General features: G+C 47.8%; 13 protein-coding genes. 9 read left to right on the top strand and 4 right to left on the bottom strand.

Features of this window, described 5'->3' with window-relative positions; all coding sequences use genetic code 11:
- Positions 1–53 precede the first annotated feature (53 nt).
- The 3 genes from P0Y67_RS18370 to P0Y67_RS18360 are packed head-to-tail and all read left to right on the top strand — an operon-like array spanning position 54 to position 2,049.
- Entirely contained in the window at positions 54–527 is a 474-nt protein-coding gene (locus tag P0Y67_RS18370; protein WP_342393062.1) for a hypothetical protein, read from the top strand.
- Entirely contained in the window at positions 524–1,570 is a 1,047-nt protein-coding gene (locus P0Y67_RS18365) for a hypothetical protein (RefSeq protein WP_342393061.1), read from the top strand. The genes P0Y67_RS18370 and P0Y67_RS18365 overlap by 4 nt, the downstream gene beginning before the upstream one ends.
- Positions 1,567–2,049 (top strand): hypothetical protein, encoded by a 483-nt coding sequence (locus P0Y67_RS18360; RefSeq protein ID WP_342393060.1) that lies wholly within the window; start codon positions 1,567–1,569, stop codon positions 2,047–2,049. The genes P0Y67_RS18365 and P0Y67_RS18360 overlap by 4 nt, the downstream gene beginning before the upstream one ends.
- A gap of 188 nt (positions 2,050–2,237) precedes the next feature.
- Here P0Y67_RS18360 and yghU read toward each other — a convergent pair whose 3' ends face one another.
- Entirely contained in the window at positions 2,238–3,095 is an 858-nt protein-coding gene (gene yghU, locus P0Y67_RS18355) for a glutathione-dependent disulfide-bond oxidoreductase (protein WP_342393059.1), read from the bottom strand.
- Positions 3,096–4,022: 927 nt separating this feature from the next.
- Here yghU and P0Y67_RS18350 point away from each other — a divergent pair.
- From P0Y67_RS18350 to P0Y67_RS18325, 6 genes are all read left to right on the top strand, one after another.
- Positions 4,023–5,045 (top strand): TRAP transporter substrate-binding protein, encoded by a 1,023-nt coding sequence (locus P0Y67_RS18350; protein WP_342393058.1) that lies wholly within the window; start codon positions 4,023–4,025, stop codon positions 5,043–5,045.
- Between the two features lie 57 nt (positions 5,046–5,102).
- Complete coding sequence (locus P0Y67_RS18345; RefSeq protein ID WP_027252560.1) at positions 5,103–5,678, top strand: TRAP transporter small permease; 576 nt, start codon at positions 5,103–5,105, stop codon at positions 5,676–5,678.
- 26 nt (positions 5,679–5,704) lie between these two features.
- Complete coding sequence (locus tag P0Y67_RS18340) at positions 5,705–6,991, top strand: TRAP transporter large permease (RefSeq protein ID WP_342393057.1); 1,287 nt, start codon at positions 5,705–5,707, stop codon at positions 6,989–6,991.
- Positions 6,992–7,260: 269 nt separating this feature from the next.
- Positions 7,261–8,697 carry a 6-phospho-beta-glucosidase gene (locus P0Y67_RS18335; RefSeq protein WP_342393056.1) on the top strand — a complete coding sequence of 479 codons (1,437 nt, stop codon included), beginning with the start codon at positions 7,261–7,263 and terminating at the stop codon, positions 8,695–8,697.
- A 96-nt stretch (positions 8,698–8,793) separates the two neighbouring features.
- On the top strand, positions 8,794–9,807 hold the full coding sequence (locus P0Y67_RS18330) for a LacI family DNA-binding transcriptional regulator (RefSeq protein WP_342393055.1): 1,014 nt from the start codon (positions 8,794–8,796) through the stop codon (positions 9,805–9,807).
- Between the two features lie 210 nt (positions 9,808–10,017).
- Entirely contained in the window at positions 10,018–10,236 is a 219-nt protein-coding gene (locus tag P0Y67_RS18325; protein WP_342393054.1) for a hypothetical protein, read from the top strand.
- Positions 10,237–10,390: 154 nt separating this feature from the next.
- Here the strand turns inward: P0Y67_RS18325 and P0Y67_RS18320 are convergent, their stop codons facing one another.
- The 3 genes from P0Y67_RS18320 to P0Y67_RS18310 all read right to left on the bottom strand — a co-directional run bounded on the left by P0Y67_RS18320 (position 10,391) and on the right by P0Y67_RS18310 (position 13,404).
- Complete coding sequence (locus P0Y67_RS18320; protein ID WP_342393053.1) at positions 10,391–11,020, bottom strand: hypothetical protein; 630 nt, start codon at positions 11,018–11,020, stop codon at positions 10,391–10,393.
- A 3-nt stretch (positions 11,021–11,023) separates the two neighbouring features.
- On the bottom strand, positions 11,024–11,752 hold the full coding sequence (locus tag P0Y67_RS18315; protein ID WP_342393052.1) for a hypothetical protein: 729 nt from the start codon (positions 11,750–11,752) through the stop codon (positions 11,024–11,026).
- Positions 11,753–12,213: 461 nt separating this feature from the next.
- Complete coding sequence (locus P0Y67_RS18310; protein WP_342393063.1) at positions 12,214–13,404, bottom strand: SGNH/GDSL hydrolase family protein; 1,191 nt, start codon at positions 13,402–13,404, stop codon at positions 12,214–12,216.
- Positions 13,405–13,440: the final 36 nt, after the last annotated feature.

The following is a 13,440-nucleotide window of genomic DNA, read 5'->3' as shown; positions in this document are numbered from 1 at the left end:
GTTGCCTATTTGGAGCAAGTAATATTGGCGGGAATCCAAGGTTTGGATAAGAAATGAGCATACGTGCTCTCGCCCTGAGAGTGAACTCATGGATGAGTTTTCATGAAACGAGCGAAGAACGCGCGCTTGTCACTCAGGTCAATGGACTCGAAAAAGGCTGCGATAATTTATTTGATGTCATGGTTGCAACACCAGATAAAGAAATCACAGCCTGCTGCGGATTAACTGTCTCTCATATTCGCGAAATGAAGTTATCACACATTCAGGACATCGGCAGTTACAAACGAGAACAGGAATATGATTTCTTAAAACTCTGGATCAAAATTGATGGTCCTTACAATATTCTAAAAAAACTGATAGGAGATCGTCATGAACGCTTAGATAAAATCACACATCCATGTCAGGCTTGCGCAATTATCCATAATGAACCAGACATGAGAGAACGACTCATCGAAATATACCCTGACAATATTGTTCGCATATTAAATACTTATAACCTGATAAAAGCGACCCAAGAATACTTATGAAAAAAGCAAATAAGTTTACAACCTATGGTGTCATTGGTACTTTGGCGATCCCGTCTATTCCAGCTTCTGCTTTAAATTCAGAACCTGATTCAGAAAGAATTTTCGGCAAGCCGAGAAGTATCTTATCCGAGAGTGAAAATGGTCATCTTACTCCCAGACTCAAAATTGAGCTGAGAAATTCTCATCTCCCTCAAGCAGTCTGGGCTGATATTGAGAAGCTTGATCAAATCTGGAGTCAGATTAATAGTTTATCTGACTATCAGAATTACGCAAAAAGCTTTAATTTTCATTCGATGAAGGATGAGGATTTATCCCAAACTTATGAACACCAGCTCCTGACTGCTTTGGCAGATCCTTATTTGGAACAATTAGTCGCCACCGAAAACTTTGAACAACTATATCTGGAACTCATCGATCGTGGCCTTCTAAATCCAGAGGCAGAAGCCAAGTTAGCTCAAAATATCTCTCGGGCATTGGAAGGGAATCAAAGCTTACGGAAAGAGATTCAATCAACAATATCGAAACAACTGACGAAAGATATCACACAATCGGATTACGCTTATTTACTGAATACAGTCAAAAGTCAGTCCAATGAACAGGTTGTTGCCGCGGTGCCCGTCCTGGTTGTTGCTGCAGCAGCGGTTGCCGGTGCTGTCGTGGTCATTGCCGCTGCAGGCGCATATGTTGTCACAAAAGCAGCTTTTTCCGTGAGTGGCGGCGACGGGGGTGTTACCAATGCAACAGCTCGAGGAGGGCATGGTGGCGGCGGTATGTGTACTTTATGCCACCAGGCTTCAAGAGCCTCTCATATATCGAGTCAGACAGTCAAAGAAAACCATTTGGTTTTGTCTGATGTCTCTTCTTATTTTAATTCACCTGTATTAGCACACCAATCATTTATAAAAATGAAGCAATCTGAATCAAAAGCAGCAATTGATGCTGCCCTCAACCTTGGTTTAATCACAATCCCAGATGGTGAATATGATCAAGTCATGGCAGCTATGAATCGGATTATACAAAAGCAATATGAGGTATTACAATGACCTACCCTGTTGATGCCAATATATCCACAATTTTCATTCTCAGCGTTATTTTTATTGGGGGAGCAATTTTAAGCCTGACACCCGGATTAAACTGGATCACAATCTCTGTGGCCATCTTGATACTGGCATTTTATGCTATTTCAATGCTGCAACTGCTGACTTCTAAAGTTGATATTCAAGATAATCAACTTTATGTCGGCGGTAAAATCTGGAAATACCAAACGATGCTCGAAAATATTGAGTCAATTGAAAGCCAGGAAAATTCCAAGTCAGATGTTTCCATTCGTTATAGAGCCAATGGTATCAGTTTATTTGGATACAATGCGGGAAGCTTCAGAAGTAAAAACGGCGAAAAGGTTTTTATGATGACTAATAAAAAACCTTATGCTGTTGTCTCCCTGAAAGAAGGAAAATATAAATACATCATTATTTCTGCTGATTCCGAGAAAGTAAAACGATTAAAATATTTATCGTTATAAAACACAACTCTACTGATGACAAATAATATAGTGACAGATAAAACTGAAACTTTTTAAACGATCGAATTTTTGATTCAGGCCGTTCCTTACGTACAGAACGCCTTCAAATACTCGCAAGTTGTCCCAGAAAAAAGACAGCAAGAAAAATGGCAGCCAAAGCTGCCATTCATTTATATTCATTCGCTGTATTACGGCCGCTGCTTGAGCACAGCATCAATATCCGCGGCGCTGTGTCGCTCAGGTAGTATTTCCCATTCTTCACCGGACGTTCTGTTCACAATACGGCCGCGCTGTACCGCCGGACGTTCAAGAATCGCTTGCGCCCACCGCTGGACATGCGGGTAACTGCCGGCATCGAGAAACTCTGCCGCATCATAGGCATAGCCCAGCACCAGATTGCCGTACCAGGGCCAGATCGCGATATCAGCAATGCTGTATTCTTCTCCGGCGATATAAGTGTTGTTTGCCAGTTGCTTATCCAGCACATCCAGTTGGCGTTTGGTTTCCATGGTGAAGCGATTGATCGGATATTCGAACTTCTCCGGCGCATACGCATAAAAGTGCCCGAAGCCGCCCCCCAGATAAGGCGCAGAGCCTTGCAGCCAGAACAACCAGTTCATCACCCGGGTACGCTCGGCAATATCGACCGGTAGAAAGTAGCCGAATTTTTCCGCCAGATAGACCAGAATCGAGCCCGACTCAAACACATTGACAGGTGCGGGGCCGGATTGATCCACCAGCGCCGGAATTTTTGAATTCGGATTGACCGCCACAAAGCCTGAGGAGAACTGATCGCCATCGCCTATGTTAATCAGGTGCGCATCATACTCGGCATCAGTAACCCCCAGCGCCAGCAGCTCTTCAAGCATAATGGTAATCTTCTGGCCATTTGGCGTGGCCAGAGAATAAAGCTGTAATGGATGGACACCCACAGGCAGTGCCTGCTGATGTCTGGCGCCGGCATCGGGACGGTTGATACTCGCCCACTCACCGCCGTTTTCAGCATCCATCGTCCAGACTTTCGGTGGTACGTATTCATTTGCCATTCTGTTTACCCTCATTGAATAAATTCGACCCAGACTGATACATATTGGGCCATTCTCTGCCAAATCACCGCCTCCAACGCTTTTGAGTTAGAACCCTTTACTATTAACAAGTTTCACAAAGTATATAGGCCTGCGTGGCAAGCTTGCCTGGGGCGCTTTTTTCAACCCCGTCAGAGAAATATGCAAAATAAGGCATACTTCAGTCTGCCAGTTGCTTTGACTGTTTTATCAACGCAGCATTGGCCTTGCATGAACAGAGGCAGACCGATATGCAGAGAAAAAATTACAAAGCCGGTGAAACGTTCAGCCTGCATTCTTCATGATTTATCCTTTTCAGATATATCTCTGCACCAAGGTACAAAAATACACACACTCTTACTTAGCATCAGGCACCTTATTATAAATAAACTGCTTTTACTGATCACACCCATTTCCTGCTATGACTGCTCTGACTATGCGCTTACCCTCTGTGAATAATAAACCAAACTGTTAACACGTCAGTGGCTGAAAATCATCACAGAATTATAAAAAACCACAGCAACAACCAGTAGAAAACATTACAACAATAACACCTGACCTTTCCGATTTTTAGATGTGGAACTTAATTTAATTAATCGTTCAATTAAAAACAAATCATTGTTATCACTTACAAATAATCCCAATAAAAACAATGTCAACCTCTTTGTGTTTATTATTTGTCACTTTAAAAATCCTGACAAATAATCGTGACTCACGTCACACCAGCAGACATTCTCTCGACGAATTACTTTAATAAAAACAATAATATTGTCAGGGTATTAAAGGACTGAAACTGAAAATTGCCACTATTCAACCGGATAAAAATCCTAATTAACCGTGTGTTAAAGCGCCACGGATTAATTATTTTTGTCTGAAATGGCTTTAACGCATTCCAAAAGGAGGGACGTGATGTTTATTCACCGTCATATCAAGCAAATTGCTGCAATGTCTTGTGTTGCTGCAACTTTAGGGTTTTCCACTCTGGCTAATGCAGATACCTGGCGTTACGCTCACGAAGAATATGAAGGCGATGTACAAGACGTTTATGCCCACAAATTTAAAGATTATATTGAAGAGCACTCTGACCATAATCTGAAAATATACCGCTTTGGTGAGCTGGGTGAATCAGACGATATTATGGAGCAAACCCAGGCCGGTATTCTGCAGTTTGTTAACCAGTCACCCGGCTTTACCGGCTCGCTCATTCCTGAGGCACAAATTTTCTTCATCCCTTACCTGATGCCAACAGACATGAAGGCCGTGATCAATTTCTTCAAAACCAGTAAAGCGGTGAACAACAACTTCCCTGCACTGTATGAAGAGCAAGGCTTAGAGCTGCTGAAGATGTACCCTGAAGGCGAAATGGTGCTAACGGTTGATGAACCTGTTACCTCTCCGGAAGAGCTCAAAGGCAAAAAAATCCGTGTCATGACCAACCCCCTGCTGTCCTCCACCTATGAAGCTTTTGGCGCTACCCCGACCCCACTGCCCTGGGGTGAAGTATACGGTGCCCTGCAGACCAATATGATTCAGGGTCAGGAAAACCCGATCTTCTGGATTGAGTCCGGCGGTTTGTACGAAGTCTCACCAAACCTGATCTTTACGCACCACGGCTGGTTTACCACAGCTTCAATGGCTAACAAGAAATTCTTTGATGGGCTGTCAGACGAAGACCAGGAAATGGTCAGGCAAGCGGCGGAATACGCGTTCAGCGAGACCATGAAACACATTACGGGTCTGGCTGAGAAGTCTCTCGCTAAAATCGAGCAATCCAGTGACGATGTCACGGTAACGCGCTTATCTGCCGAGCAAATTGCCAAATTCAAAGAACGTGCACCTCAGGTAGAAAAAACCTTTATTGAAATGACAGGGTCGGACGGTCAGGAACTGCTGGACCAGTTCAAAGCTGACTTAAAAGCTGCTCAACAATAATAAAGTCGTACGAGGTACCGTCTGACAGGCGGTACCTTACTGTTTGAGGAAGTTGTTATGTCCGATTCCGAATCATTGGAATACCACTCGGAATTGCCCGGTGTGCTCGGCAAAGTCGATACACTGATCAGTAAAATTGAATCCTTCATGCTTGCCACAGGCGTGCTGCTCATGGCCCTGAACACCTGCGTTAACGTAGTGGCGCGGTTCGGCTTTGGCCAGGGCCTGTTCTTCTCCGGCGAAATCAATCGCATACTCATTATTCTGATTACTTTTGCCGGCATTGGTTATGCTGCCCGTCATGGCCGCCACATCCGTATGTCTGCGGTGTATGACATGCTGCCTTTCAAAGGCCGGAAAATCGTTATGATCCTGATTTCAGTTATCACCGCCGCGATCATGTTCCTGCTGGCTTATTTTTCCTACCAGTATGTGCTGTCTGTTTTTGAGCGTGGCCGTATTTTACCGGCGTTAGGTTTTGAGATTTGGTGGATATATATCTGGGTTCCCCTGGGGTTTGCCGTCACAGGTGTGCAGTACCTGCTGACCGCCTATAAAAATGCGACCAGCCCGGAAATCTACCTGTCCACCGGTGTGCTTGACGAGTACACAGATACCAAAAATAAAGCATAAAAAATGAAGTACAAAAGGTATTCACCATGGCAATGACTTTAATGCTGATCATGATAGTGATGCTGTTGATCGGCTTCCCTATGATGATCCCACTGATTACCGCCGCCCTGACCGGTTTCTACATGATGTTTGGCGGTATGGGACAAATGGATACCTTTATCCAGCAAGTGCTGGGCGGGATCCGACCGGCCTCTCTGATAGCCGTCCCTATGTTTATTCTGGCCGCTGATATTATGACCCGTGGCCATTCAGCCAACCGCCTGATTGATATGGTGATGACCTTTATCGGCCATATCCGGGGTGGCCTTGCCATCAGTACCGCGGCTTCCTGCACCCTGTTTGGCGCGGTTTCGGGCTCTACTCAGGCTACCGTGGTCGCCGTGGGTTCCACACTGCGCCCCAAGCTGCTCAAAGCCGGCTACAGCGATTCTTTTTCACTGGCCCTGATCATCAACGCCAGCGATATTGCTTTCCTGATCCCGCCCAGTATCGGGATGATCATTTATGGTGTCATTTCGGAAACCTCTATCGCTGAGCTTTTCATTGCAGGCGTCGGCCCCGGTCTGATGATTCTGATGTTCTTTTCTTTGTATTGTCTGGCTTATGCCACCATCAATAAGGTGCCGACAGAAGAACGCGCCAGTTGGTCTGAACGCCTAAAAACCGCCAAGAAAGCCATCTGGCCGCTGATGTTTCCGGTGATCATAGTTGGCGGGATTTACGGCGGGATTTTCAGCCCGACCGAAGCTGCAGCCGTGTGTGTGCTTTACGCTGTATTTCTGGAGTTCATTGTTTTTCGCTCGCTGGGCAGCAAAGATATTTACGCCATTGCGAAATCCACCGGTTTGATCACCGCGGTCGTTTTCATTCTGGTCGGTGTGGGGAATGGCTTTTCCTGGATCATATCCTTCGCGCAGATTCCGCAAATGATCCTGGAAGCGGTCGGCATTGATGAAATGGGCCCGCTCGGCGTGCTGGCATCTATCTCAGTGGCCTTCTTCATTGCCTGTATGTTCGTCGACCCGATTGTGGTGATTCTGGTGCTGACGCCAATTTTTGCCCCGGCCATCGAAGCGACAAATCTCGATCCGGTTCATGTCGGGATCATTATTACCTTGCAAGTGGCGATCGGCTCCGCCACACCGCCGTTCGGCTGTGACATCTTTACTGCGATTGCGATATTTAAAAAACCCTATTGGGAAGTGGTGCGAGGGACAGGCCCCTTTATTGCCATCTTGCTGCTTTCCGCTGCCCTGCTGGTGGTCTTTCCTGAGATTGCTTTATTCCTGAGGGACATCGCCTTCGCAGAATAGCCTCCACAGCAGCTTAACGTCTGTGCTTTGCTCAGGCAGTCTGTCAGCCAATCAATTTACCCTTTCTGACAGACTGCCTGCCCGGTAAAACCTTCTCTCCAGCGCTTCCCCCAAAGCCATTTACTGACTCACAAGCGCTATGCTTTCTCTATTACGGAAAAAAGAAACCGGTTACAGAAACCGGTTACATTTTGAGATTGAATGATCTACACTTCGCTCAGGATCCAATATTGTTCTTGAGATCGTTTTGCCAACACAAGGGGGTACAGATGTCACAACAAGGCTTTCCAACTGATTTTCTCTGGGGCGGCGCAGTGGCTGCCCATCAGGTTGAAGGGGGCTGGGATCAGGGAGGCAAAGGCGTCAGCGTGGTGGATGTGCTGACCAAAGGCGCCCATGAAGTGCCGCGAGTGATCACCGAGTCGGTAGAAGCGGATCACTTCTATCCCAACCATGAAGCGGTTGATTTCTATCACAGGTACAAAGAAGACATCGCGCTGTTTGCCGAAATGGGCTTCAAATGTTTCCGGACTTCCATTGCCTGGACACGCATTTTTCCCAATGGCGATGAAAAAGAACCCAATGAAGCCGGGCTGCAATTCTATGACGATATGTTTGATGAGTTGCTCAAACACGGGATCGAGCCTGTGATCACCCTGTCTCACTTTGAGATGCCGAACCATCTGGTGAAACAGTACGGCAGCTGGCTGAACCGTGAGGTTGTGGACTTCTTCGTGACCTTCAGCCAGGTCGTGATGGAGCGTTATAAACACAAGGTGAAATACTGGATCACCTTCAACGAAATCAATAACCAGCGCAACTGGAAACTGCCTATCTGGGGTTACTGCAACTCAGGCATGATCTACAGCGATCATGACAATCCGGAACAGGTGATGTATCAGGTGTTGCACCATCAGTTTCTGGCCAGTGCAAAAGTGGTGAAGCTGGGCCATGCCATCAACCCGGATTTCAAAATCGGCAGCATGATTCACATGATGCCGCTCTATCCGGCCACCTGCCACCCTGATGACGTGCTGCTGGCGCAAGAGCTAATGCGTCAGAAATACCTGTTCAGTGATGTTCAGGTACGGGGCTATTATCCCAGCTATCTGCGCAAAGAGTGGGAGCGCAAAGGCATCACGGTTGAGATGCAGGCAGGCGATGAGGCGATTTTGCGCGAAGGCTGCGCCGATTATCTGGCCATCAGCTATTACATGACCAACATAGTGTCAACGAAAAAAGACCCAGACGGCGAAACCACTTCCCTGTTTGAAGACAGTAAGCTGAACCCTTACCTTCCGGCCTCTGACTGGGGCTGGCAAATTGATCCCGATGGCCTGCGCGTCGCGCTGTCTGATCTGTACGAACGCTACCAGAAACCTATCTTCATCGTCGAAAACGGCTTTGGTGCCATTGACCAGGTCGAAGATGATGGTTCGATCAATGACGACTACCGGATTGATTACCTGAGTGCGCATATCCGGGCTGTTAAAGAAGCCATTTCGATTGAGGGCGTTGATGTCATGGGATACACCCCGTGGGGCTGCATCGACTGCGTGTCTTTCACTACCGGGGAATACCGGAAACGCTACGGCTTTATTTATGTCGATAAGCATGATGACGGCAGTGGCACCATGGCACGGTCGAAGAAAAAGAGTTTCTTCTGGTATCAGAACGTCATCGCCACCAAGGGTGAAAGCCTGTAACGACGGATAAAGCATTCTAACAACAGCTAAAGTTCGCTACACTCGCCATCCGGCCGCGGCTTACTGCCCGTGGCCGGATGATAAAGAGGACAGGCAATGGCAACCATAAACGATGTGTGTAAAGCAACAGGCTATTCCAAAGCCACAGTGTCACGTGTTTTAAACGGCACCGGGCAGGTAAAAGCCGCCACCCGCGACGCTGTGCTTTCTGCCATGCAAGCTCTCGGCTATCAGCCCAACGCAATGGCGCAGGCGCTGGCAACCAATACCTCCAATACCATCGGCCTGATCCTGCCCCACTTTCAGAGCAGCTATTTTGGCAGCATTCTGCACCATGCCGAGCAAAGCACTCAGCAGGCCAGTAAAAAGCTGTTGGTGGTCAACAGCCGCAACACCGCCAGCGGTGAGCGGGAAGCCGTTGCCACCTTAGCCAATCAGCGCTGCGACGCGATATTGCTCTACAGCCGCCATCTCAGCATCGCAGATCTGGCTGCTCTGCAGCAGAGCGTACTGCCACCTTTGATCATCCTGAACCGTCAGTTTGAAGATAACACCCTGCACAGTTTCGGTTTGGATCAGCGCCAGCTGGCAGAGATTGCTATGCAACATTTGCTGTCTCTCGGCCATCGCCACATTGCCTGCATTACTTCCCCACTGGCAAGCGAAACCGGACAGATCCGCTATGCGGTGTATCAGCAAATGCTGGAGCAACACCAGATAGCCATGCAGCCCGGCTGGGTCTACGAAGGGAAAAATACTCTGGCGAGCGGTTATCAGGCTGTGGAACACTTTCTCAGCAACCAGCAGAGCGTCAGTGCCATTTTTGCCTGTAACGATGACATGGCAATCGGCGCCATTCGTGCCTTGTTCGATCACGGTCTGCGCGTGCCGCAGGATGTCTCAGTGATGGGAATTGATAACGAACCAGCAGCCGCTTACGCCATTCCAAGCCTGACCACCGTCTCCTTGCCGATTGTCCGGCTCACTCAGGATGCCATGACACTGGCGATAGCCTTAGCCAATAAACAGCACGCCCCAACGCGGCACCAGACCTATAGCGGAGAGCTGGTGTTGCGTGAATCGACGCAAGCCCTGACGTCGGATCACTGACCCGACTCAGGCTGAGAACTGGTACTGAGTACCGCATCTCTTCCCTTTCGCTGAACGTCCCCTTCACTGCACATCCTTTTCAATGACAAAGCAGGACAAATGCCCTGCTTGCTGGGGCCCAGTATCGAGTTAAGGCTGAATGTTAAACGTGGAAATCACCGGCAGGTACATGGCAGAGTTTTTATATGGATTTCCACTGGATACCGTTCAATGTCATCGAACGTTGAAGACTTAGTCGCGGCGGCCAGATATCTGGAAGAAAAATCTTTGGCACCTTCGTTACTGATCGGCCATAGCCTCGGTGGCCGGGCGGTCATCTCTGCCGCACAACGCATTCAAAGCGTTCAGGCGGTTGCAACAATCGGTGCGCCGGCAGATGCAGCTCGTGTCGCCAAGCAGTTCTCTGCATCGAAAACAAAGTGTTTGTGAGAACAACATTAAAGCCGGAGTAAATGATTCTGTCCCGAGCACCATTTCCTCGGGAAAAGACCGGGGGAATGATGTTCCGTCCTGAACCCCACTCCCCCGTCAGATATGCAGTAACAGCAGGTTGAATGAAGTCTAGAGATTACATCTGTATTCGTCATTGCTTTTCACGCCGGATAATATCACTGAATAACACAACCTTCTCATCAGATTGAGTGGGTAAAAAGTCGATGCCAAGTTCATCATGAATAGCTTTGCTTGTTTTATCATTCAACTCATCGAGTTCAACGCCGGTGTTCAGGCTGATATTGCAGGAGCGATAAATGTGACTGATTTTTTTCATCGTTGCCGTTAATTCAACTTCGCCTGTCTGCGTCGGGAATATCTCTACAGTAAAATGCTCCATGATTCGATGACGCTGAAGAAACTGAGCCGATTTGGGTATAAATCTCAGATTGAAGTGCGACGAATCGGATTCCGTTATGCTCCAGATGAGTGTCAGCGTATCATTCGCAGTCATGTCATATTGAACTTCACGCCACTTCCAAAAGTTTCGGGTTCGGTAGACCCATTGCGCCTCGTTGGCACACCAGTGAATCTCTCTTTTTCGCAACACAGACCATAGCCCCAGCACACCCAATGCAGCCTGCAAGGGGTGAAGCGACACAAAAGGCAGGAAGATGGCGAACACAACCGTCCAAAACCAGCCAAACGGCTTATGCCAGACCTTTAAGTTGCAGATGACACTATCGTCTGTGTTTTTTGTTATTTTCATCTCGTCTGCCATACGTCAAACATCATTGCGCTGTTCTGCCGATGCCGTTTCATCTCTCATTTGACTGGACGTCAGTGTGTATCGCTTTATTTCATAATAATCGGGGCGCTTATCTGTAGCAGGCAATGCACCTTCAAAAGAGGCACGTGATGGATCAATGCCAAGCGCAGTTTGGATAGCCCTATATCTTTCCTCATCCAGATCTTCCAATCCGAAGACGATTCGGACATCCAGATTGCTGGCACGGTAGACCTCAATAATTTGTTTCATCATCTCAGTTAATTCAGGCGCTTTGGCATCTTGGGCGAATTTTTTTAATCGATATTGAGCGCCAGTTTGATATTCAGACTGACTATCCGGATCAAACCGACTGGCTTGTGGTTCGAACTCAAGTTCAAACCAGCCGTATTGAGTCATGATCGTGCCATCTCTTTCTTCCTCAACAGGCTTTTCGTAATACAGAATCAATGCATCGCGGTCTGTCATCGGATGGCTGGTCTGGCGCCACAGAAAAAATCGCCGAACTCGAAAAGACCACTGACGCTCCCTTTTCCGCCACACTATCTCTTTCTTTCGTAATACGGACCATAGGCTCAGTAAAGCCGTCAGGTACTGCACCGGAAAATAAGGAAACACTACAATCAATACAACAGATGCCAGGAAAAAGACCAAACCAACTGGCCTGTGCCAGACACTCAAGTTACAGGTGACGATATCGTCGTATTTATTTTTTTGCTTTGCCATGCCAACCCCACAATTCAAAAGACAGCGTCACTTTAAATGTGCTACCGATGCGCTGCCGATGCGATTCAATTTTTCCTGTGCTTCACCGTGACACTTGTACGCTGAATAATGACTTGAAATAACCCACTCAGAAAACCGCTTCCAGGAAGCTTAATCAAAATGAAGGCGACTGGATGAGGCTATTCATTTATTCATATTTCTCAATACGAATGACATTCAGATGCGACATCTTCTTTTAACTGCCTCAGATGCGTCCGATTGACAAATATTCTCGTGAGAACCGACTGGGCTTGACTTGTTACCATAGGCGATTTGAAACCCTTCTATGGCTTTCTATTGAACAGGTAAGCATAGAGCGCACTCAGATTCAGCTTCTGTTGTCCCGCTTTCGTTTTCACTGACACTTTCGTTTCACTGAAAAAGCAGGGCAAATGCCCTGCTTGCCAAGATCCAGTATGTCGTTAAGGCTGGATGTTAAACGCGGAAATCACCGGCAGATACATGGCATTGGCGATGTATTTATGGGTTGCTGTAGTTGGGTGTGTTACCCCCCAGAACACATACTTATCCGAACCATGATACGCACATTCATCGGTAAAGCTGTGGCTGTACAGATAGTCCGTCGCGGAATTGCGATTGATATCCAGACAGGCATCTTTGGCATTGGCAAAACCATGTGATGCAGGATTTGAAGTGATCTGGTCAAACAGTTGGTGCGCATCAAACAACACCACCTTTACGCCTTGTTCCTGATAACGTTTTGCCTCGGCCTGAATAAAAGCGTTGAAGGCCAGAATTTTCGCCTGCACCTTGTCGATCTCAGCCTGCGTTGCGTACTTAAACTGCGGCGCACGGGTGGCATCCGGCAAGGTCATCAGCAAAATGTTTTTGGCGCCCGATTCGGTTAAGCGCTTCATGGCCGTGCTGTAATCTGCTTTGGCCTCTTCCACCGTGCGGTCGTAATTCATGAAATCATTCAGCCCGAACTCCAGCGTAAACAGGGTATTGGCCGGATAGTAATTCTGAGCCAGTTGCATGTACGTCAGATACGAGTTCACCTGCTCAGTCACCCCTGTCAGAGCGACATACTGATTGGAACCGGCTGCACCGCCCACTGCCCAGTTATACAGCGGCAGATTCAGGCTTTCTGCCAGATATTCCGTCCAGACAAAGCCGTTAGAAAAATGGCCGAGGAACCAGGAATTGCGGTTCGGGAAAACCCACTGCGATGCGTTGAACAGGTTGCCGGTATCCGACAAGCTGTCACCAAAGGCGACCACTTTATTGATGCCCATCGAGGCAGCCAGATCGTTGGTCCAGATGGAATGGTTGTAAGACAGGCTGTTATCAGCTGCAAAATAGGTCATGTCAGCCGTTTCATGACTGACCCCCAGGGTTTCTGCACAGCGCGCTTTGATCTCTGACTGCGGCGTATGGGTATAGAACATGTTCTTAAACGACCAGGATGACCACCAGTAACCATTCAGCTGGTAATAGTCGCCCTTTTCATCCAGTGCCCACTCCCAGGTGGTGGCAGGATCATCGTGAGTCTGCGCCGGACGATACCAGCACCGGACATAAGTGTAAGTGTTGCTGCCCTGCACCTGCTCAATCTGCGCCGCCGACAATGGCTGAGTTATGGGCTGAGACATGGATTGAGACATAGCTTGAGCAAAAGGATGCTGTGA

Source organism: Photobacterium sp. SP02, assembly GCF_038519165.1.
Lineage (GTDB): Bacteria > Pseudomonadota > Gammaproteobacteria > Enterobacterales > Vibrionaceae > Photobacterium > Photobacterium halotolerans.
This window is presented reverse-complemented; position numbering and strand designations above follow the sequence as displayed.

Bases quoted from the DNA above. Each gene is read 5' to 3' on its own strand.
- P0Y67_RS18370 (WP_342393062.1), top strand. From the start codon at position 54: ATGAGCATACGTGCTCTCGCCCTGAGAGTGAACTCATGGATGAGTTTT.
- P0Y67_RS18365 (WP_342393061.1), top strand. From the start codon at position 524: ATGAAAAAAGCAAATAAGTTTACAACCTATGGTGTCATTGGTACTTTG.
- P0Y67_RS18360 (WP_342393060.1), top strand. From the start codon at position 1,567: ATGACCTACCCTGTTGATGCCAATATATCCACAATTTTCATTCTCAGC.
- yghU (WP_342393059.1), bottom strand. From the start codon at position 3,095: ATGGCAAATGAATACGTACCACCGAAAGTCTGGACGATGGATGCTGAA.
- P0Y67_RS18350 (WP_342393058.1), top strand. From the start codon at position 4,023: ATGTTTATTCACCGTCATATCAAGCAAATTGCTGCAATGTCTTGTGTT.
- P0Y67_RS18345 (WP_027252560.1), top strand. From the start codon at position 5,103: ATGTCCGATTCCGAATCATTGGAATACCACTCGGAATTGCCCGGTGTG.
- P0Y67_RS18340 (WP_342393057.1), top strand. From the start codon at position 5,705: ATGGCAATGACTTTAATGCTGATCATGATAGTGATGCTGTTGATCGGC.
- P0Y67_RS18335 (WP_342393056.1), top strand. From the start codon at position 7,261: ATGTCACAACAAGGCTTTCCAACTGATTTTCTCTGGGGCGGCGCAGTG.
- P0Y67_RS18330 (WP_342393055.1), top strand. From the start codon at position 8,794: ATGGCAACCATAAACGATGTGTGTAAAGCAACAGGCTATTCCAAAGCC.
- P0Y67_RS18325 (WP_342393054.1), top strand. From the start codon at position 10,018: ATGTCATCGAACGTTGAAGACTTAGTCGCGGCGGCCAGATATCTGGAA.
- P0Y67_RS18320 (WP_342393053.1), bottom strand. From the start codon at position 11,020: ATGGCAGACGAGATGAAAATAACAAAAAACACAGACGATAGTGTCATC.
- P0Y67_RS18315 (WP_342393052.1), bottom strand. From the start codon at position 11,752: ATGGCAAAGCAAAAAAATAAATACGACGATATCGTCACCTGTAACTTG.
- P0Y67_RS18310 (WP_342393063.1), bottom strand. From the start codon at position 13,404: ATGTCTCAGCCCATAACTCAGCCATTGTCGGCGGCGCAGATTGAGCAG.